This window comes from Priestia sp. TRM10 (genome assembly GCF_057808375.1).
Genome location: NZ_JBJZOT010000012.1, coordinates 61,625 through 83,035, shown reverse-complemented (window position 1 = coordinate 83,035; position 21,411 = coordinate 61,625). Strand labels below are relative to the sequence as shown.

Annotated in this window: 16 protein-coding genes and 1 pseudogene; 11 read left to right on the top strand and 6 right to left on the bottom strand. The window is 32.5% G+C overall.

Annotation, left to right across the window (positions count from 1 at the left end; translation table 11 throughout):
- Positions 1-194: 194 nt before the first annotated feature.
- From ACK3CR_RS11035 to ACK3CR_RS11025, 3 genes are all read right to left on the bottom strand, one after another.
- Positions 195-1,019, bottom strand: coding sequence for an HNH endonuclease (locus ACK3CR_RS11035; RefSeq protein WP_488975403.1), 825 nt, complete (start codon positions 1,017-1,019; stop codon positions 195-197).
- Entirely contained in the window at positions 1,016-1,402 is a 387-nt protein-coding gene (mutT, locus tag ACK3CR_RS11030) for an 8-oxo-dGTP diphosphatase MutT (RefSeq protein WP_488975402.1), read from the bottom strand. Before mutT ends, ACK3CR_RS11035 begins: the two co-directional genes overlap by 4 nt.
- Before the next feature lie 823 nt (positions 1,403-2,225).
- Entirely contained in the window at positions 2,226-3,977 is a 1,752-nt protein-coding gene (locus tag ACK3CR_RS11025) for an HNH endonuclease (protein WP_488975401.1), read from the bottom strand.
- 799 nt (positions 3,978-4,776) lie between these two features.
- Between ACK3CR_RS11025 and ACK3CR_RS11020 the strand changes: the two genes are divergently transcribed.
- Genes ACK3CR_RS11020 through ACK3CR_RS11005 form a run of 4 tightly spaced genes read left to right on the top strand, consistent with a single transcriptional unit; the run spans position 4,777 to position 12,921 of the window.
- A complete protein-coding gene (locus ACK3CR_RS11020; RefSeq protein ID WP_488975400.1) occupies positions 4,777-6,780 on the top strand; it encodes a site-specific DNA-methyltransferase in 2,004 nt (667 codons plus the stop codon).
- 13 nt (positions 6,781-6,793) lie between these two features.
- The gene (locus ACK3CR_RS11015) at positions 6,794-9,757 is read left to right on the top strand and encodes a type III restriction-modification system endonuclease (RefSeq protein WP_488975399.1); all 2,964 of its coding nucleotides are present in this window, start codon (positions 6,794-6,796) and stop codon (positions 9,755-9,757) included.
- Between the two features lie 10 nt (positions 9,758-9,767).
- Positions 9,768-11,045, top strand: coding sequence for a ParB N-terminal domain-containing protein (locus ACK3CR_RS11010; RefSeq protein ID WP_488975398.1), 1,278 nt, complete (start codon positions 9,768-9,770; stop codon positions 11,043-11,045).
- Entirely contained in the window at positions 11,029-12,921 is a 1,893-nt protein-coding gene (locus tag ACK3CR_RS11005; protein WP_488975397.1) for a DEAD/DEAH box helicase, read from the top strand. The genes ACK3CR_RS11010 and ACK3CR_RS11005 overlap by 17 nt, the downstream gene beginning before the upstream one ends.
- A gap of 368 nt (positions 12,922-13,289) precedes the next feature.
- Here ACK3CR_RS11005 and ACK3CR_RS11000 read toward each other — a convergent pair.
- Positions 13,290-13,658, bottom strand: a pseudogene (locus tag ACK3CR_RS11000) (recombinase family protein); the annotation flags it as partial.
- 409 nt (positions 13,659-14,067) lie between these two features.
- Between ACK3CR_RS11000 and ACK3CR_RS10995 the strand changes: the two are divergent.
- The 4 genes from ACK3CR_RS10995 to ACK3CR_RS10980 all read left to right on the top strand — a co-directional run bounded on the left by ACK3CR_RS10995 (position 14,068) and on the right by ACK3CR_RS10980 (position 17,026).
- Positions 14,068-14,349 carry a DNA-binding protein gene (locus ACK3CR_RS10995; protein WP_488974820.1) on the top strand — a complete coding sequence of 94 codons (282 nt, stop codon included), beginning with the start codon at positions 14,068-14,070 and terminating at the stop codon, positions 14,347-14,349.
- Between the two features lie 215 nt (positions 14,350-14,564).
- Complete coding sequence (locus tag ACK3CR_RS10990) at positions 14,565-15,347, top strand: helix-turn-helix domain-containing protein (RefSeq protein ID WP_410902746.1); 783 nt, start codon at positions 14,565-14,567, stop codon at positions 15,345-15,347.
- Positions 15,348-15,704: 357 nt separating this feature from the next.
- Positions 15,705-16,439 carry a CPBP family glutamic-type intramembrane protease gene (locus tag ACK3CR_RS10985; RefSeq protein ID WP_488975395.1) on the top strand — a complete coding sequence of 245 codons (735 nt, stop codon included), beginning with the start codon at positions 15,705-15,707 and terminating at the stop codon, positions 16,437-16,439.
- 143 nt (positions 16,440-16,582) lie between these two features.
- The gene (locus tag ACK3CR_RS10980; protein ID WP_488975394.1) at positions 16,583-17,026 is read left to right on the top strand and encodes a helix-turn-helix domain-containing protein; all 444 of its coding nucleotides are present in this window, start codon (positions 16,583-16,585) and stop codon (positions 17,024-17,026) included.
- A 447-nt stretch (positions 17,027-17,473) separates the two neighbouring features.
- On the opposite strand, the gene ACK3CR_RS10975 is transcribed toward ACK3CR_RS10980, so the two are convergent.
- Complete coding sequence (locus ACK3CR_RS10975; RefSeq protein ID WP_488975393.1) at positions 17,474-17,746, bottom strand: hypothetical protein; 273 nt, start codon at positions 17,744-17,746, stop codon at positions 17,474-17,476.
- A gap of 294 nt (positions 17,747-18,040) precedes the next feature.
- Positions 18,041-18,691 carry a uridine kinase family protein gene (locus tag ACK3CR_RS10970; protein WP_488975447.1) on the bottom strand — a complete coding sequence of 217 codons (651 nt, stop codon included), beginning with the start codon at positions 18,689-18,691 and terminating at the stop codon, positions 18,041-18,043.
- Between the two features lie 818 nt (positions 18,692-19,509).
- Between ACK3CR_RS10970 and ACK3CR_RS10965 the strand changes: the two genes are divergently transcribed.
- The 3 genes from ACK3CR_RS10965 to ACK3CR_RS10955 all read left to right on the top strand — a co-directional run bounded on the left by ACK3CR_RS10965 (position 19,510) and on the right by ACK3CR_RS10955 (position 21,126).
- Positions 19,510-20,043, top strand: coding sequence for an LPXTG cell wall anchor domain-containing protein (locus tag ACK3CR_RS10965; RefSeq protein ID WP_488975392.1), 534 nt, complete (start codon positions 19,510-19,512; stop codon positions 20,041-20,043).
- Between the two features lie 48 nt (positions 20,044-20,091).
- Entirely contained in the window at positions 20,092-20,697 is a 606-nt protein-coding gene (locus ACK3CR_RS10960; RefSeq protein ID WP_488975391.1) for a class D sortase, read from the top strand.
- A 279-nt stretch (positions 20,698-20,976) separates the two neighbouring features.
- Complete coding sequence (locus tag ACK3CR_RS10955) at positions 20,977-21,126, top strand: hypothetical protein (protein ID WP_488975390.1); 150 nt, start codon at positions 20,977-20,979, stop codon at positions 21,124-21,126.
- Positions 21,127-21,411: the final 285 nt, after the last annotated feature.

The following is a 21,411-nucleotide window of genomic DNA, read 5'->3' as shown; positions in this document are numbered from 1 at the left end:
ATAATCACGATAAATAAAAAAGAAATTTACAATTTCCTCTGGCCTTATTTCTGTTTCAAAAATTATATTAAAATCTACGTATCATAAATGTATGTTTTTGATGTACTTGAAAAAGGGCGGTTGTTTGGCAAACAAGATTATATGAAGAAACGAAAAGAGCAAACTCTAATAGATAGGGGGTTTGCTCTTTTTATTTAGCTTTTAGATGCAACTATTTTTAACTTTTCTACATCCTTTTTTGAATTTAAAGCATGCATTCTGCGATGACAGTTAGGACACAGGGCAACTGTATTCTCAATCGTATCTTCTCCACCTTTAGATAACCATTCAATGTGATGGGTTTCTAAATAAGGGTCACCTTTCTTAGTATGAAATGGAGCAGGTTCTTCACATAATTGACAAACCCCATTTGCTCTTCTCTTGGTATACTCTGAAACGTATACATCTCTTTCATATCCCTTTGTAACAACCATTCGAGAACCGGGTTTATGAGAAGCACGTGAAGCTCTTTTCATTAACTCGTCTTGTGTCAGCTTTTTTGCTTTTTTCTCTTGAATCTTCTCTCTAGATTCAAAAAATTCCGTTGGAATCAATATCTCATTGTGTTCGTTCTTTAAACTTAAGGGAAACACCCAAACAAGTCGAAGTTCGTCGTTTCTGTCGAGTTGTTCCTCCTGATAAGGACTACCTGACAAGTAAACCTCACCTTGGAAAACATATTGATTTTGCGTAAATACTTCAAATAAATAAACAGTCACATCCGTATGAGTCGATTGATATAGCTTCTTGTTTTGACTATAATCTAAACTTTGATTTCCTACTTGCCCCATCCCTGTATAATGAAATACATTGCTAATCCAACGATCATCATACAAAGACTTTGTATGGTCAGAAATGAGAACTAAGGCATTCGTACGGTGTGAAAACCTCATTCCTCCAACCATTGCACATTTAAATGTACTCATTAGTTCTTGATTTGTTAAAATGTCAGAAGGTTGTAATCCATGTTCGAAGCTCATATATTCTCCCTCTCCAGTCTTTTTACTATGGGAATATCAGCAGGAGCAAAATCAAACCTTGCTAATTCTTTTATAGTGATCCATTTTAAATCATCATGAACAATTGGAGTAACCTCACCTTCTAAGATTTTTGCCCAATAGAATAATAGATGAATGGTATAATCATTGTAACTATATATATTATCGTCATAAAATGATCTAACTTCTAACTCTACTTTTAATTCTTCTCTTATCTCCCTTACTAGACACTCCTCAGGTGTTTCACCAGACTCGATCTTACCACCAGGGAATTCCCACTTACCTGCCAAATCATCTCTTGAATTTCTTTGAGCAATTAATAGCTGATCCTTATGTTTTATAATAGCAGCCACAACTTTCTTCATAAAAACACCTTCTCGAAATTTTTTGCATACTCTTTCCTTTATTTTACCTGAACAAAGTCCTTACTCTCAATGAGAGAGGCATTATTTATTGTTGGATAGAGTGTTGATTTAATTACATAACGCAATAATCAATTACAATAAGTTGGTTGGCTAACTATATATGAATTTCTCTTTTCTGTATACATCGATATAATCTCATCTCCGATGTTATAAAATTGGGGTAATAAGATGAGATACTTTGTAATAGAGGATGAGGAATTATCAAATCACGATGAAGAGATGATCTCCGTATTTGAACACACCAAAAGAAAAAACATTTTAATTATATAATTAAAATATCCCTATTTAGGTGCAAAATACCAACAATTTTCTTTATAATAGTAATTAACTTTTATAAATAAGTTAACTAAAAATAGTTTTTATGATTAAGAATGGACTAGGTGATCAAAATGGTGAATTCCACAGATACTACTAAAGTTATTGATACCAATGCAACATCATCTGCATTTGGTTGGGACTTCTAAAGTAATGCAGCTATCCTATTAGCCATCAAAAATATAGGAAATTTAGAGAGCTTAAAAGTTGAGGGTAATATTGATGATATTAAGCTATACCTAAAAGATAATAAAAGAATCTTTGCCCAAGCAAAGTCACAAGAAGACCCCACACCAGGTACAAATACATTAACAAAGTTAAAAGATACTCTTAAAACTTTAATAAACGCTATGAATCAGGGTGAGTACGAACAAATAATTTATATCTCAAATATAATGAAACCATTAAAAAATAAGGATTTAAATTACTATTCTGGTTATTTATATATTTATTTACTATAGACTTCTACTAACTTAAACATGTTATATTCTTCAATAAATGGTTCAAGCAGTTTAGTTATTTTCTCTACTTCATCCTCATTTATTATTTGTATTGACAATTCAACGTTTATGAATAGTGCTCTAAATAGCATATCTAATCTACCACCATATATTTTGCCATATTTCTCTGACTTTTTCTTTTCTAGAATTTGAGCTTTTAGATCCTTTCTATTTTCAGTTTCTTTTAAATCAAGTTTACGGCAAGTATAATAGTAATCTGGAGAGGGACAAATGTCTAAAATGTATACTAAAGAGTCGTAAATTTTATGAATAGCTTCTTTATCAAAGAAAATTTGATTAGTCATTGAATAATGCAATTGTAATGACTCTATTAGATGTAACAAATCGCCACTTGTTTTAATCTTATGACGATTATAAAAACGATTACTTTCCCTATAAAAAACATCTTGAATGTTAATTTGCTCCCTATATTCTCCAGAGGAAACTTTTTCCTTTTTAAAAGGTTTATTAAAATTATATAAGACAAACGGAATAAATTCTTTTGTAAGCCAATTGTATGTTTGTTGTACTGTCCAATATGTTCTTATTCCAAATTCCTCGTCTTCTCCAATGTACCACCAAACTAACCATACATCATTAGATGGCTCCCAACTGTGAAAATCTTCAACTAGACTATGAATAAAACAGTGAAATCCCGAATTGTATCGATCAGTTGGTAAGTTATTGTATATTTTAAGCATATTTCTTCCCGATGAATCAAATATGTGCCAATAACCTTCGCCATGGTAATTATCGTGTTCCTGAGCAAATTCTAACATTAACTTCCATATATTTTTATTTATCTTAATGAGTTTGTATTTTAATTTTTCATCATTTACAGGAATGAACTCCTCACTTTGCAATGTTTTTTCAATTTTTTTCAATGCATTTAAATATTCATAAATGAATTTGTCAATAACATTACATAAGTGACTAGTTTCGCTTGCATTTAAATTAAATCTACAGCTACCTAATTGGATTAAAAAATTGTTTTCATCTAGCTTGTCTACAATGTAGGGACGCATTAGTAATTTAAAAGGTGTTTTAACTCCTTTATAAAGCACTTGAAGAATTTCTTTATGAGACAAACTAATCTGTACACCACGAATATAAAAGCTATTGAAAGTAAATAAACAATAACCTTCTGGATCATTAAGTTTAGGTAAATTTCCTTCTAACATTACAGAATGTTGTTTTATTAAACGGAAATTATTGAGTTTATCATCTATTTCTATGTAATCTTGGCCGTAATCTGCAATAAAGTTGTTAACTTGATCTATGTATTCCTCTATTTTTAGCTCTCCCTTTGCTACTAAGCCCCGCATTGCTTCAACCTTCAAAGCATATGCGGCATCCTCTTTAAATTGTTTAATTCCTCTTTCTATATCCTTTATCTTATTTTTCGCTTTTCTTAGCAATCTATAAGTTATTTCCTCTGGAGATTCATGATTACTTTTTTGTATATTGCAGTAACTGCAAGCAGGTCTTAAGTTATAGAGACTATTTATATCAAAGTTATTTGTTAATTTATATCTTTTCAAGACTTCACTAAGTTCTTCGGGATTCTTTTCAAGACTTTCTGCTAATATGTGATCAACATGTAAATTTGTATATTCAATAGGTTCTCCGCAGACTGCACATTTTCTTTTATAAGCCTGCCACAAAGCATATCTGATTTCTGGCTTGTTCTTAAGTTTCATGATGGTTCCTCCCGTTTTTAAGCTACTCTCTCTTATTATCATTTATACTTTGCTTAAAAGTGAAATTCATCAGTTTAAATTTTATTTTATCATTTAATTCCTGGCTACATTTGTAACGCGTAAAAAAGAGTGGTTAAGTACTCACACTTCAGTACAATAACTCTCGGAGTTAGTATAGTTTTATGAACACCATTTAATTAATTCCATTTTTGGATATAAACTTTATTTAATTCCAAAATATTCACGACAAATAAAAAAGAAATTTACATTCCCTCCTTACTAAATAGAAAGTAAAAACCCCTCACTTGCACATTATTCTCCTATCTTATCCTTATCACCTATTCTTTTCTGATTCGTTGGCCATAACAAAGTTTTAATCGTATTCATTTTCCCCCTATAATATATAAAAGAATGATATTATAGGGAATAAAATATAACCTTCCAAATTATGGATTTATCGTAAGGCAAAAGTGAAGAGAACTTAGTCCCCTCCAACTTTACATAGAGGGGCGGTCATGATAATCTCACTTGGTGAATCTAATTCTTAATAAAACGGATTTTCTGATTCAAAACTTATGACCGAAGTCCTTATTAATTTGTAATTCTCTGCACGATTTATTACAACACTATGTATTTTTTATTTACAGAACACAAGATTATATAATTTATTATAGGTGTAATAATCCTATTTTATAATGACAAATTAATGCTATTAAATATATTATTATATAATAAATGTAGTGATCTATAATTATATGTGATATATCAATGAATAGAGAGATAAGAAGGAGTGTACTGATTGTTACAAGACAACATAAACCACAATAAAACAGTGAAGTCTAATACGTTTTTTTTAAATGATTTAAAAAAGAAGCTTCCTGAATTTTTCACTGAGAATAAATTTGATGAGGAAGGTAATATCATTGAAGAGAGTAAGTTTGATTTAGAAAAATTCCAGTGTGCTTTAAAAGAAAAAAATGTTGAGGAATTAACAAGTGGTCATCAGTTAGCATTTATTGGTAAAGATTATGCTAAGAAACAAGCTGGTGAACATGCGACAACGGTAATTGTACCAAACAATGATCATAACAATTTAGCAGAAAATAAGGAGAGTAAGAACTTATTTTTCTCAGGTGATAATCTAGAAACATTACGTCATCTACAAAATAACTACTACAACTCAATCGATCTTATTTATATAGATCCTCCTTATAATACAGGTAGTGATGGGTTTGTTTATCCGGATAAATTTGAATATAGCGATCAAGCGTTAAAAGATATGTTTGGTATGAATGATGAAGAGTTACGCCGTCTGAAAACAATTCAAGGAAACGCAACACATTCGGCATGGCTAACATTTATGTTCCCTAGAATCTGGTTAGCAAAAAGATTGCTATCAGATAAAGGACTTATGTTTATTTCAATCGATGATAATGAACAAGCTAATTTGAAATTAATATGTGATGAAATCTTTGGTGAGGTTTCATTTGTCGGCAGCATTGGATGGGAATCAAAAACAAAATCACAAAATACGAAAACCTCATATGACAAATTACAGCCAAAGATTGAAACGATTTTAGTTTATTCAACTCTTTCCATTAATCACTTTAATTTAGTGGTAACAGGTGAAAAGGAGTATCCACTTGAAGATGAAAAAGGCGCCTACCGAGAATATATATTAGAAACGATGAGTGCAGGGGGAATTCGTGGAAGAGGTACAATGGTTTTTGACATTGAAGGCATCCAACCTCCTCCAGGGAAACAGTGGAAGTTAGGAAAGGATAAAATTGAAGAGTATAAGAATAAAGGTAGTCTAAGTATCAGAGATGGTAAAGTCATCATCAAAATCCGACCAGATGAAGAGAAAAGCTATGAAACGGAACCGTTCTGGGGCTTCTTCCCAAAATCAATTGGTACGGCGGAAACAGCGAAAAAGGAATTAAATAAATTGATGGGTAATACAGAGCTCTTTGACACAGTCAAACCTTCTGAATTGATCAAACGCATTGTGTTCCATGCGACGGATAAAAATAGCACAGTGCTAGACTTCTTCGCAGGGTCAGGTACGACGGCAGATGCAGTAATGCAATTGAATGCGGAAGATAATGGTAATCGTCAATTTATATTAGTGCAACTACCAGAAAAAACATATTATCTTGATGACGATGGCAATAAAGTAGCGAATAAAGGAAGCGAATCACCTTTTAATACAGGTTACTTAACGATTGACGAAATTTCACGCGATCGTATACAAAAAGCGAGTGAAAAAATTAAAATGGAAGAAGGTTCAGCGCTTCCTGAGTATTTCGATGGTGGCTTTAAACACTACCAGGTAGTGGCTCCAAATCAACCAACTTTAGATGACTTAGAAGCATTTGATCTTGAAACTGGACTGTTTAAAGATACAAGTGGTCAGTTAAGACAGATTTCTGAAAGTGGATTTGACGATATGATTCAACCATTCTCTTCTGAAGGATTACATGTAGCAGGTAGTGCAAGTGGTGAAGATACCATTAAAGTAACTTGGCTAGTATCGGACGGCTACAAATTCGATGTACCGGTGGAAAATATTAATTTGCAAGGTTACACGGCATTTTATATTGATAATAGTCGTTTGTATTTAATTAACGAACATTGGAATTCGCAACAAACAAAAGTATTGTTAAACTTAATTGGGAAGAATCAATTAGCTGTCCAAACAATCGTTATGTATGGCTATTCATTTGGTTTGGAAAGTATCCGAGAACTAGAAATTGGCTTAAAACAATTAAATGGGAAAGTCAATTTAGTGAAAAGATATTAGGAGACAGTGGGATATGAAAATATTATTAGAAGAACTGCCTCATCAAGAAAAAAGCTTGAGTGCCATTATGAAAAGCTTTTCAGGAATAGATCATGAGGTGAATGATTATGGAGTAAATGCTGTTTATGCAAATCCACTCATTCAAGGAAGATATCAAGAACAAACAAATATCGATGTTAAAATGGAGACTGGTACAGGGAAAACATATGTTTACACACGCCTAATGTATCAAATGCATCAACAATACGGGATTTTCAAATTTGTCATTGTCGTTCCAAGTCCAGCGATTAAAGAAGGGGCTAAAAACTTTATCCAAAGTGATTATGTGAAACAACATTTCTCTCAATTTTATGAGAATACACGTACTGAGCTAAATGTTATCAATGCTGGGGACTTCAAAGCGAAATCAGGTCGTAAAAACTTCCCAGCACAACTTTTAAATTTTATAGAAGGTAGTCGACAAAATACAAATACGATTGAAGTATTATTAATTAATGCAGATATGTTGCGCTCAAAAAGTATGAGCAATAAGGATTACGATCAAACGTTAATTGGTGGTATAACAAGTCCAATTGAAGCTATTAAAAATACGCGCCCAGTAGTCATTATTGATGAACCGCATCGTTTTCCTCGAGACAAAGCGAATTATAAAGCGATTGAAATGATTAAACCTCAAATGATTGTCCGTTTTGGCGCCACTTTCCCCGAAAAGGTTGTGGGGAAAGGAAAAAATAAAGTAGTGAAAAAAGATTATTACCGAGACAAACCGCAATTCGATTTAAATGCCATTGAAAGTTTTAATGGCGGTTTAGTCAAAGGCATAGATATTTATTATCCGGAGCTTTCAGAAGAGCAAGCGAACAATCGTTATCGAGTAGAGAGTGTCAAAGCGAAAGAACTAGTTTTGAAACAAGGGAATAGGACGTGGACTTTGAACGTGGGCGATAATTTAGCAGAAGTAGACTCGGGTTTTGAAGGAGATGTAGAATACATAGGTTCAAAACTGTTAAGCAATGAATTAGAACTAGAAAAAGGCATGGATTTAATTCCAGGTACGTATCGTTCTAATTATCAAGAGCTTATCATTCAGGATGCTATCGATAAGCATTTTGAAATCGAAAAAAGAAACTTTTTAAGAAACAATCAAAGAGAAAATAACGCCCCAAAAATTAAAACATTAAGTCTTTTCTTTATTGATAGTATTAGTAGTTATCGTAAAGAAGATGGTTGGTTAAAAGCAACGTTTGAACGATTATTAAAAGAAAAACTAACAAGCTTAGTGAGAGAATATGAGCTTCGAAATTTGCCTAGAGAAAAAGAGTACTTAGAATTTTTACAAGCGACCCAAATAAGTCTTTCAAGCGATAAACAAAATGTTCATGCAGGTTACTTTGGTGAAGATCGTGGGTCTGGTGATGAAGCTATTCAAGGTGAAGTAGAAGATATTCTAAAAAATAAAGAAAAGCTATTAAGTTTTAAAGATGATAATGGTCAATGGCAAACGAGACGCTTTCTCTTCTCAAAATGGACATTGCGTGAAGGATGGGATAATCCAAACGTATTTGTCATTGCCAAATTACGTACGTCTGGTAGTGAAAACAGTAAAATTCAAGAAGTTGGTCGTGGGTTGCGCTTACCGGTTGATGAAACAGGGCATCGTATTCAACAAAATGAACATCAAGCTAGACTAGCCTTTTTAATTGGCTATGATGAAAAAGATTTTGCGCAACAATTAGTAGGTGAAATCAATCGTGATGTGAAGGTTAACTTAAATCAAGAAAAATTAACAGAAGATATGATTCAACTGATTGTCATGGAAAGAAAACAAAAAACTTCTGACTATACAGATGAAAATTTGTTAGAGGATTTGGATAATCTTGGGATTATCAATCGAAAAAATGAATTTAAAAAAGCAGTTACGATTGACGGCGTTGAAAAAGATGGCTTTGAGTGGTTAATTGAATACTATCCTGAATTGAATACAAATCGCTTACGTGATGATAAAGTTATTGATAAGAAAAACTCTTCCGTTCAATTGCAAGTGAAATTAAGAAAAGAAAATTGGGAAAAGGTAAAAGAGCTATGGCGCCAATTTTCAAACCGCTATATGTTGGAATTTGAACGTATCCCGGAAACTATTCGATTAATGGCCGATGAAATCATTGGAAACTCATCACTATATGAGCGAGAAATTCCGAAACAAAAAATTCAGTCTGTATCTACGAGTGAAAATGGAAAGAAAGTTGATTTACAAATTCAAGAAGGAACGTACAACAAGCGCTATTTGCCAGGAATAGCCTACGGCAAATTCATCCGAGCTATTCATACGGCAACAGGGATTCCAATTAAAGACATTCACGCAAATGTTTTAAAACAGATTAAGTCTGATTTAAAAGGAGATGTACGTTATTTAAGTGCTGTTTCACTTGAGAATATCACGCGTGAATTTAAACGTCGCTTTGATGAAGTATTTGCGCAAGCCTATGCTTATAAGAAATTAGACTTCCAAGCACGTACATCAATTTATAATCCAGAGTCAGATACGTTTGTCGACGCTATTAATGCTGAAGTATTAGGTGTGAATAGAGATGAACAAGCAAAAGAAGAATCTCGTTATCTGTATGATATTCCACCCATGCGTTATGACAGTATCATACCGGAAAGAGAGTTATTACGTCATAAATATAATGACAAAGTGACGACGTTTGGCAAATTGCCCAAACGCGCGATTCAAGTACCAAAATATACAGGTGGCTCAACAACGCCAGACTTTATTTACATGATTGAGAAGGAAGATCAAACAAATGTCTACTTATTGGTTGAAACAAAAGCCGAAAATATGCGAGTAGAAGATCAACGCATCGTAGAAATTCAAAAGAAATTTTTTAATGAACTTCAAGAGCAAAATGTTCAATTTGAAGAAGCTACTAGTGCACAACAAGTCTATTCAATAATTCAAAAATTGACAGAAGAATGAGGAAGGTATAGTGGATAAAAATATTTCTTTATTAGATTTAGTGAAAAACTCTTGTTTGGTAAAAACTGGAGCTAAACCTAAATTACCGATACAACTACCAAATGTAAGTGATGGCATGTTAGATGTCTATCGTATTCCATTAAAGTATCTTTACTATAATAATGAAAACGGCCGTATTGCTTCAGCTATTTCTAGAGAAGACATTTTATTGGAACCTGCTAGAGATGGTGAAAATCCAGAATACAATCAAAAAATCGCTAAAATGATTGTAGAAGATAATTCTACAAAGTTAAAGAGTACAAAAAAATCAATTCAAGAATCTGGTCAAAAAGTTTTTGGTTATGTGTTAGCAGACGGTCGAGTGATTGATGGAAATAGACGATATACAGCGCTGAGACAATTAGCTGAAGAAACTGGTGAAACATATTTATTCGAAGCTGTTATTTTACCTTTTACTTATGAATCAAAAACAGAGAGAGCAGAAATTAAAAGATTAGAACTTGCTATTCAAATGGGTACAGAAGAACGTCAGTCTTATGATCCGGTTGATTTATCAATTGATATTTATCGAACAGTAGTCATGGAAAAATTGATGACAGAAAACGATTATGCGAAAGAGTCAGCAATTAAACCAAAAGAGATTAAGCATCGTATCTTAACAGTGGAATTAATGGGTGAATTTTTAAAATTTATTAATGCAAAAGAAAATGCATATCACATTATTAAAGATACGAAATTATACACACCATTATATGAATTAGCCAAAAAATTAGATAGCCAATTCCCTAAAAAAGGCCCGGCCTATGAACAAAGTAAAGTTACAGCTTTTGCTTTGTTAACTAAAATGTTAGCTACAGGTGGAGATACTGGACGTGAAATTCGTGAATATTTTAAAGATGTCTTAATAACAAATGCTAATGAAGATTTTAATGAAGCAGTTGAAGATACGATTGATGATTTAAGAGATATTTTTGATAGCAATCCCGTTAACTCTACAATGGATTTTAGACGAGTTATTGAAGAGGTAACACCGGAATTTAGAGACATCAATACTAAATATGTTCAAACACGTAACCGGCAAAATCGTGGTAAAAATATCGATAACTTTATTGATGGTGTGAAGGAAACTGTCAATACGCTAAAAGATATGCATAAAGGTGATGGGTTAACAGGAAATCTAAACTTTAATAACTTCAGTAAAGATCAAATTAATGAAATTAGAGAGCAATTAGTTCAAATAAATTTAATCAGTAGAGAGCTGATAGATATTTATGATGATGAAATCTAATCCTGAATTGGTTACTGTCATATATAAAGAGAAGACATTTTTTCAATTTCAAGATACGATAGATGAATATTTTCAACAGGGTAAAGTGAAACGAATGTTAGAACGCTATCGAAGTTACTTTATAAGTTATGATACCTTGTTAATTAATGGTGATATTAATTATGTGGCATTACAAGAATTAATTGAGAAGATTGATAAAGCCTTGTCTCGTATTAATGCACCATCCTTAATAGTCAGTGATGAAATTCAAGCGTATATTCAACAGAATAAGTATGCAATTGAAGAGCATCGTATCGCAGGAAGTACAATCAAGTCATTTGATGATAGATGGCAAGGTGAGTTGAATACTTTTAAAACCATTTTAGATGAAGAAATATCTCGTCCCTTAAAACTAGAACAATTATGGGCAAGTTTTTATTTGGCAATGATGAAGAAAGCTGCCAATTTTTCTGTTCCAGGTGCAGGTAAGACGGCCATGACATACGGCGCATTTGCTTATTTAAGTAGTGATAAAGTGAATCAGGTAAGACAATTGTTGGTTATTTCACCAATCAATGCTTTTGAGGCTTGGCGTACAGAGTATATGGAGGTTTTTGGAGAAAAACGCAATTTAAAGTTTATAAATTTACGAAAATCTAAATATCGCGATACTGGTAAACTTCGAATGGACTGGGGTAAAAGCGATGTCATTGTCATTAACTACGAAGCATTAGAAGGGAAATTGGCGATTTTAAATGAGTTAATTGATGAACAAACGATGATTGTCTTTGATGAAGTGCACCGAATAAAAGGGGTCGCAGGACGTAGAGCGAAGGCAGCGCTAAATTTAGGTCTCAAAGCGCAATATCATTATGTTTTGACGGGTACACCGATTCCTAATAGTTATAAAGATATCTATAATTTTTTACACTTACTTTATGATCAAGAATATGATTCGTTCTTTGGATGGGAAATCAATGATTTGGAAAATCCTAACGCAGAAGAAATTAACGAGCGTATTCAACCTTTCTTTTGGAGGACAAATAAACAAGATCTACAAGTGCCACCAGCAGATCCGGACATATTGAAAATTGTGCAACCTACTGAAAGACAAACTAGCTTAGTTCAAGCAATCTATGAAAATGAAGGAAATATTTTAGCACTTTATTTAAGACTGTTGCAAGCATCTACAAATCCTAGTTTATTGTTAGAGAAAATTGAATATCAAGATCTAGGATTTTTACAAGATGAGATTGATTTGTCACAGTTCAACGCTTTAACTGATGAAGAAAGAGAATTAGCAAGACGCAAAGCCTATGAACAATTAGACGTAGGAACTATCACTTCTGCAAAGTTTGAAAGAGGCATTCAATTAATTGAAGAATTAGTGGGTGAAGGGAAAAAAGTGATTGTCTGGGGTATGTTCGTGGAGACGATGAAAAAGATTAAACGCGTTTTAAAACAAAGGAAAATACATGCAAATCTAATTTACGGAGAAACACCAAAAGACCAACGTGTTAATTTGATTAATGATTTTCGTGATGGAGATGTACAAGTCATGATTTCAAATCCGAATACTTTAGGAGAATCAATTTCATTGCATCAAACAGTTCACGATGCAATCTATTTCGAATATAATTTCAATTTAACGTTTATGTTACAATCTAGAGATCGTATTCACCGTTTAGGATTGGCATCGGATCAATACACACGTTATCATTATTTAATGACTGATGGGGATCGTGCTCACGGTGGTTTTATTGATCAAGCAGTGTATAAGCGCTTAAAAGAAAAAGAACAAATTATGCTTGATGCAGTTGATGGTGAATTACTCGTCCCAGAAATAAAAGATGATTATTTAGAAGATGTAAAAAACATTATTCAAAAATTAATGTAATTAGATACATATATAGTTTTAATTAATCTTTTTTAATGGATGAATTTCTTCTATATATAAAATTAAGGTTTATGGAATAGCAAAAAAAGTTAAAAATCCCTACTAAGTAATGGATATATTTAGTGGGAAAGTTATGAAATTAGGGTTAAGTGAAGAACATCTCATAGAGTTTTTAATCAAGGAAACCCAAATAAATAAAAGAAGTTAATAAAAAACATTAGGGATACATATGTCCCTAATGTTTTTATGTTTCTACAAAGTAATTGTAGTTACTTTCTGGCTCTTACTAATAATCCTTTTACTTCTTTACCGCAGAATCAATTCCCTCTCAATGACGTTTCTAAATATGGTTCCATTATTATTGGGATATTGAGGAAATAGGTTATAACACTAACAATAAAGGTTCCTAGACTATCCTTATACTGAGTGGTATCCAACAATGGCATATCCAAGACCACAATATCAGCTTCAAACTTTTTTGTAGTATAATTACATTATTGTAAAATTTCTTCCTTATTACAACCAAAGCAATCTAGAGAATGAATATAAAGAATATCTCCTTTACGCATCATCCGTTTCATCAGTTGATACTGCTATATATTGAAATTTTTTCCATTTTGCTTGTCGATGAAAATATCCCGAGGAGAAATTCCAGCTTCCTCCATCGATTGAAGTTGACGACCTTCGTTTTGATCTCGACTACTTACTCGTATGTATCCAAATTTTCCATTTTCCATTTTTATACTCCTTTTGTATTTCTCTCCCTATTATTCTATCAAAAGAGTTCGTAAAAGTGTATGTATTTAGAAGTACGTTCGTAATTTAAATTTTAACTTAAATGAACATGAAAAAGGCTAGATTTCTAATCAAAAAGAAATATCCGTAAAAGTAAACTTTTATGGACGTTCATTTTGTGAACGTTTTGTTTATATTCACTTTTTATGGAGTGAAAAGGTAATTAATGGATGTAGTCATTATGTGTTTCTTGATGTAAAAATTAACCAAATTAATTTCTGTTAAAAAGATTTGTGCTTGTTTTTACCTAGAGCCATTTTATGTGAACTGAAAATACACTGGATATAAATGGTGCTTTATAATTTAGTTTCTGATAGGATATTATTATGGTAATTTTTGGAGGTGTATGTCGTGGATATAAGTTTCTTTTGGATTGCAGTGGGTTTAGCTGCCTTTGGATATTTTATAGGAGATGGTTTAAAGAATTTTAGTAAACCACCGAAAAAATCTAGTTACCCTCATTTAATTAAAGAAAGAGATCTGCATCTTTATTTTAATCTAAGTAAGGGCGAAGTCGAAGATTTGTTAAACAAATATAATGGTGCTCCTCGAATAGAGCTTAAAGGGACTACATATTATCCTTATCAACAATTCATAGATTGGTTATCTTCTAATGACATTTATAAGAGATAAAACAGAGAAAGCATTTGATCTTTTGAAAGATTAAATGCTTTCTCTATTCTAGTTATAAATTTCAATAATGAACATTATGGTAACTAGTATTGCATGGAAAAAGCCTGATATAACACAGTTGCAACTGTAAGTTAACAAAATGCAACTGTAACAAGATGGAAGAATAAGGGCTGTTTTGAGATAATTCAGTTATTGGAAGAAAGGAGTCTACATATATGACATTTGGTGAAAAGCTTTTTAAGTTAAGAAAAGAAAAAGGGCTTTCTCAGGAGGCCTTAGCTGAACAATTAAACACTACACGGCAAGCCGTTAGTAAGTGGGAAAATGGTCAAGGATTTCCCGAGACTGAAAAGCTCCTTAGAATTGGAAACATTTTTGAGGTGTCCATGGATTACTTATTAAAAGATACAATTGGATCAGAAAAAGATAATGAGGAAGGTTATTATGTAAGCAGGGAAATGGCAGAAGGATTTTTGTTAAGTGCACAAAAAAGTGCTAAACATATTGGATTAGGATTTGGTCTTCTTGCTCTAGCCTTTGAACCGTATTTAATCTTTAAGCAAAATTCGGCGTTTGAATTACTTCTCATCATTTTCATTGCTACATTAGGAGTTATTGCTTTTGTAACAGCAGGGTCTGACCAGGGACAATATATAGTTCTTAAGAAGGAAGTTTTGCTGTTCGATTCTAAATTTCTTAAGGAGCTAGCAATGAGATACGAGAATGTTAAGAAAAAGTATTCAGTGATAGCCGTGATCGGTGCTTGTTTACTGACCGTAAGTTTCCTAGCCTTTGCGTTGGAAAAAAAGTTAGATATGGGTGTCCTGGTACCTTACTATCCCATTTTTGTAGCTTTAATGGCTATTGGTTTATACATTTCAGTTCGCGTTATTACAATTTTATCTGCGTATCAATTATTAGTAAAAAATGAAGAGCATACAAGCCGGTTTAGTTTTAAATTAAAGCAGAAAGCAAGAAAAAAGTTCGATAATTTTTAAAAATGAAACTTACTATAATCGGGCACAATTGTTGAGCAACACAGGTAGAAAATTATCAGTATAAAATACGTAGGAAAAGAGCCTTTACTAAAGCACGAAAAAAGTTAGACGAAATTTAATTGAATATAAACTAGATTAGATATTAAGTAATAAACAAAAAAGTCGTTATTTCTGATCAGGTACAAGAGGATAGGTCACTATATAGGGGGTAAACAGTAAATGAGATGGATACTTCTTTTAATCGCAGGATGGACCACCTTAACTGTCGGTCTGTTCCTAGGTTCTCTTTCTGGTACAATGGTCGAGCAACAATTTAACGTATCCAGAAATACCAAATTGTTAATTCAAGGGATTGTAATGAGTGGGCTGGTGGTGCCAACTATTCTGTATTTGTATCGGCATGTCTACCAGCTCACGGGTATCAAGCCCAAAAAGCCGATCTATTCATGGAAAAGTATTTATCATTTTATAACAGGAATCCTTCTAGCTACCGTCCTGGCTTCATTAGGCTTTATAATCGCTTCTTTCCAAGGATGGATTATTATTGAACAATGGCATGCGCCCAATCAGTGGTTTACAGCACTACTAATTAATATGGTCATTGCTATTTTGTATGAGGCTTTGCCAGAAGAATTAGCATTACGAGGGATGATATATGATGTATTACGCCACCGATTCGTCACTTGGTTAGCCGTATTATTTCAAACCCTGTTATTTTTGTCTATTCCTATAGCCGTCAACCAGATTCAAGTCATCGTTGGACTTGCTCCAGGAAACTCTATTACCTTATCTTATATTCTAGTAATTTTATGCTTTGGGGTATGTTTGCAGTTGCTGCGTTTCTGGACGAGAAGTATCTGGACAACAATGGGTTTTCACCTTACATACTTAGAAATTTCTAGATTTGCCATCTCTCAAAATGGCTATGATGTTCCCCCTATGGTAACCTACCATGACTCAATGTTAGGACTTGGTGGATTATTTATTGTAAGTATGATTATGATTGGGGGCATCATTGTATCACTTTTCATATTAAGCTTAAAGCGATTTATATGGAAGAATTCAAATTCAACCCATAGTTCACTTTCATAAAGTAATATAAAACAACACCTAATCAAATAATCAGGTGTTGTTTTGTCTATTCTTAGAATACATCTTATGTTAACTAATGTTTACACCTTATTACAAAGCGTTTGTAGCTACTTTTACATATTTGTTATAAAGTGGTTATAGAGGTGAGTTGTTTGAAATTAGGAGATGAATTGCAAAGATTGAGGGAAGTAAAGAAGATGTCTAGGGAAGAGCTTGCTCAACTGATGAATGTATCTAGACAGGCTGTATATAAATGGGAAAATAATAAAGGTTATCCTGACATCCAGAACTTGTTAAAATTAAGTGAGATATATGAAACAACTATTGATGATCTGATTAAAAGTGATTCAACTTTACAGGTCAATATAAATATTAATGAGGACGACAAAAAAGACGAGGATGAAATATTACATCCAGGCTTTTATATAGGAATCGGTATTGTATTTTTGGGTATCTTTCTTGGTCTCATTTTGGGGAATTTAATCATTTCTACTGCATTAAATATTGTTGGAACATTACTTATTTGCTTTTATAAAGATATTTTAAAACTCTTTCGAGAAATAAAAAAAGATTTTAATGAACAATAATAAAGAAGCTTTGGTTCAGAGTAACCAAAGCTTCTTTATTATTATCTATAATTCATGATATGTAAATAATAGCTTTATTCTTTATAAACCTGATATTCCAAATGCGACAGCAACAAATAAAAAGATTATAACGGCTATTGTAACAACCGATAGTACGATTTTTTTCCATATATTTTTTGGACTTAAGAAAGCAAAAATTAAGGTAAAGGTCAACCCAATCAGTAACCATGTATTAATGGTTATTGATGAGTAATGATCGTCTGTAGGAACCATAAAATAAAAGGAAATAGTTAAAATTAAAAAAATAAATGAAATTTTACCAAAATGTTTTCTCAATGTGTGTTTCCTCGCTTGATTAGTAGTTTATAAATAAAAGATTTGAACAACACAGTTTTTATTTAACTACGTTGCTTGTTGATTATCCTCCGAAATCACCGAGGAGGATTCCTATTGCAAGGGCCATACAATATTTGCTGCAAGGGGCAATACAACCGTTAAAAACATAATTGCACCGTTTCCTAGCATTCCTACAACTTTTAAGATCCCTTTTTTAGTGAAAAATGAAAGAATGAAACCAATAACAGATGGTAGTGAGGCAGTGAGTAGAAACAACATAACGCTATATCTCAACCAACTACCTATAAAGAACGTTTCTCTAATTCCGAATACAGCAGAGACCAAAAATAATACCACAGAGATAATACCTAGTATCTTTTTCATTTTATGCTCCTTTTCATGCAAGGATAAGTAAATGTTTTATGCTTTGTAAGGATTAGACGAGGAGGAATAAAAAAGGTTTTGGAATGCATCTCATTTTTATAGTTCAATAATAAAGAAGATGGAATAAATATTTTTCCTAAAGTTAATATGCCTCCCTCATCTATGTCCGTAAAAATGTGATTAATAGATATAAGGGTGTGCTCGTTCATAATAGAAAAAAAGGATAACTATTTAGTTATCCTTTTTTACACTTAGTCTTTCAATAATGTTTGTTATGCGAACTAGAAATTATTATTATTTAAATGCAAATGTGTTTTTTTCTAGTGTTATGGTTTCATCAGTCATTTTGATAATAACATCGAATCGATGACTATACAGATGCATAAATAATTCGTACTGAATTCGACGCTCTTCATGAGATTGCCTTAAATAATTGATATCAGTTCCTCTCTCAATAATATCACGATTCGATCTTCTCATTAATTCCGTTTCACCGTCTGTATAGAAGTAAATTCTTAAATCAAATAAATCTGGATTAATAAAGGCAACACTCATCCCTTCTACAATCGTTACTTTATTTTTTGAGTAAATTAACTTACTGTTCATATAATGCGTTTCTATTGTACATAAATCTAAACCTTCTCTAACCATCTGAATATCTCTTTCTAAAGAAGGCAAATGATGTGCTGATGGGTGACAAGCCGTCATTTTATAACGATGATTTTCGTTTTCATAGGTATAGTCAATAATTGCATGCTTTCTTATATTCGAACTAACAATATATGGATCTGTATTAATGTAATTTACTTCATTTTGATTTAATAGGTTTACGAGCTTATTGGAAAATGTGGTTTTTCCAGCCGCACCATGCCCTGAAATGCCAATCACAATCTGTTGATCAGCTATTTTAATCCAATTTATGATTTCCTGTAATAACGTATCCATCATTCTTCTCCTTCTAATAATATACTGCTTTTTTCTGATGGAAAGGATATTTGAATATCCTTTCTCCTTATTATAAATGCAAATGAAAATTATGGTATAATATTCCACTAATCTCTCGCTACCTTTAAGCAATTTTATTAACATGTTCTTCTTCATCCTGTCTATCAATCTGACAAGCGAGTCCGTGAAAGTATACTTATAGGAAAAGAAAAAGCATAAAACCCTTATCAGTCAATGATTTTACGCTTTTTTATTATCAGTTGATTATGCAACTTGCTTATTTAGAATTTTCGGTTTGTTTCTTACCCTCTTCAAATCCCTTTTTAAACTCAGAACATGCAGCCAGTGAAAACAAAGTTGCTATTAATAACACCAAACAAATAATTTTCTTCATTGTAAACTCCCTTATCCTACAAAAAATTTTTTCTATTATTCTTATATAATACATAAATAACCATTACAGATTAATTGTAACATTTTTACAGGTTGAGAAACCTAAACAAAACCTTAATTTTTATATCTTCCACCTGAAGTAGAGAACCTCTCTCTTGTAATTCCATAAGGAACTTCCTACTGAGGGAAACCCATATTATAATAAGTGTTCTTCGTTATTATTATCTTATATGGGGTACTTTTCCGAGTGGGAAAGTACCCTTTATAATTTTTTAATAAATAAATTATAAATAAAAATATGTCAAATAATGAATCTTTTATATTAGGTCTATATGTTTATATGATTCACAAAATTTTGTTGATAGTTCTCTATAAATGTTATAATGTGTTTATTGATGTAACATTTTGAAGGGGAGGAATTTACTATGGTTAACATGAAAAAGTTGTGTGTAGGTATTATGGCCTGTGGTGTGGTATTTGGGGTAGGTAATGTTACTGCACAAGCAGCACCAGCAGAAGACAAAGATTGTTCAGATTTTGCAAACTATGATGAGGTTGTTGCTTACTGGAACTCAAAAGGATACACAGCTCAAAATGATCCTGAACGTTTAGATGGTTGGGGTAATAAGGTAGATGATGGTATTCCTTGTGAAGCTCCTGAAGGATACGACACTTCCAAAATCAATGGTATTAGTAAAACCTCAACAGATACAGATGAATCTGCTCAAGAAGAAACTAAGCAAGAGGAAACCACTTCAACAACTCCAGCAACAACAGAAGAAAAAGCAGATGATAAAGAACAAGCAATTACTACAACTAAAGATGAAAACGCAACTGAAGTGAAAGAACAAGGTGAAGCGCTTCCTAAAACAGCTACAAATGATGTTGCTATGATGGGATTAGCTGGTCTTATGGCTGCTGTTGGTGGAGCACTAATGATTAAACGTAGAAAGAAATAATAGATATAAACTAAAAGGCAGGCTTATACCTGTCTTTTCTTTATAGAGGTGGTAATATTGAGGCGTATTTTAGGATATATATTGATTCTAAGCGCGCTAGTATTAGGCTTAAATTCCTTTTGGAATTGGTACGAAGGGAAATCCTCGGCACAGGACTTAACAGAAGAAGAGGTTAAAAAATATGTAGACTCTTCAACAACTATAGACAAACAAGAAGCAAAAACTAAGCAGGTTCCATCTTCAAAAGTGAGTCATAATAAAGGAGAGGAAGTAGCAACTCTCGTTATTCCAACTCTTGGACAAAAATATACAGTGTATTGGGGAACAGATGAGGAAAGTTTGCAGAAAGGTGTAGGAATGTTTGTAAGTGACTTAACCACTACACCTGACGGAAATGGTCATACCGTATTAAGTGGCCATAGAGATACAGTTTTTACGGGTTTGGATAAAGTCGAGGAAGGTAATGATTTGATCGTTAAATATAATGACCAAATATATACGTATGAAGTTAAGAAAACATGGATTGTTGATAAGGATGACCGAAGTGTAATTGTAAAGAAAGATAAACCAACTTTAACTCTTACAACTTGTTATCCATTCCATTATGTAGGAAGTGCACCAGAGAGATATATTATACAAGCTGAAAGAATATAATGACCAGTTGGTTCGGCTAGGACTAAATATAAGACAAATACTCATATCAGTATGATTTTTATTACTGTTGGCTGCCATTAAGAGGAAAGGAACTTAAAAAAGGGATTCCGGTGCAAAAAATTTAAAACATCTGTAAGTAATCTCTCAAACTTGAATATACTGATACTAGTAATCTAAAAAAAGATGTGATTAGTATGAAAAAGAAAAATTTATTTAAGATTAACTAAATTAAAAGTAACAGAATGCTTTTTGACTTTAAAAGATAATGGGGGGTGTTACATGGATAAGATTTTTTTACTTAATGAACGATACACAGACCTTGTAAAGGGATTTGAACAAGGATTAAAACGCGAATTAACAGAAGAAGAAAAGAAATTTATCATGTGGATTGTTGAAAGGGAAAGCGAAAATAAAAACGTTCCTGCGTAGGTAGGACGTTCTTTTTTATGACCAGCAAAAGTGTCAATAAACAATTAAATGCGCTGTTTTCCTTCCTCTAATGAACATTATGTTAATTAGAAATGAATAGGATATACATCTGAAAAACATAATATTAAATATTCCTTTATTTTGTAATCGCTTTCATTTATACTAAGGATAGGCGGGATAGCATGAGTGGCTGTCACAGTATTTAGCGTAGGTGGGGCTGATACAGGGAAGCAGGGCATATAAGAAATGTCCTTTTTATTTGAATAAAGTTGCTTTATCTCATTA

Coding starts and splice junctions, on each gene's coding strand:
- ACK3CR_RS11035 (WP_488975403.1), bottom strand. CDS start 1,019: ATGAGCTTCGAACATGGATTACAACCTTCTGACATTTTAACAAATCAA.
- mutT (WP_488975402.1), bottom strand. CDS start 1,402: ATGAAGAAAGTTGTGGCTGCTATTATAAAACATAAGGATCAGCTATTA.
- ACK3CR_RS11015 (WP_488975399.1), top strand. CDS start 6,794: ATGAAAATATTATTAGAAGAACTGCCTCATCAAGAAAAAAGCTTGAGT.
- ACK3CR_RS10970 (WP_488975447.1), bottom strand. CDS start 18,691: ATGGATACGTTATTACAGGAAATCATAAATTGGATTAAAATAGCTGAT.
- ACK3CR_RS10985 (WP_488975395.1), top strand. CDS start 15,705: ATGAGTGGGCTGGTGGTGCCAACTATTCTGTATTTGTATCGGCATGTC.
- ACK3CR_RS11025 (WP_488975401.1), bottom strand. CDS start 3,977: ATGAAACTTAAGAACAAGCCAGAAATCAGATATGCTTTGTGGCAGGCT.
- ACK3CR_RS10975 (WP_488975393.1), bottom strand. CDS start 17,746: ATGAAAAAGATACTAGGTATTATCTCTGTGGTATTATTTTTGGTCTCT.
- ACK3CR_RS10965 (WP_488975392.1), top strand. CDS start 19,510: ATGGTTAACATGAAAAAGTTGTGTGTAGGTATTATGGCCTGTGGTGTG.
- ACK3CR_RS10990 (WP_410902746.1), top strand. CDS start 14,565: ATGACATTTGGTGAAAAGCTTTTTAAGTTAAGAAAAGAAAAAGGGCTT.
- ACK3CR_RS11005 (WP_488975397.1), top strand. CDS start 11,029: ATGATGATGAAATCTAATCCTGAATTGGTTACTGTCATATATAAAGAG.
- ACK3CR_RS10955 (WP_488975390.1), top strand. CDS start 20,977: ATGGATAAGATTTTTTTACTTAATGAACGATACACAGACCTTGTAAAG.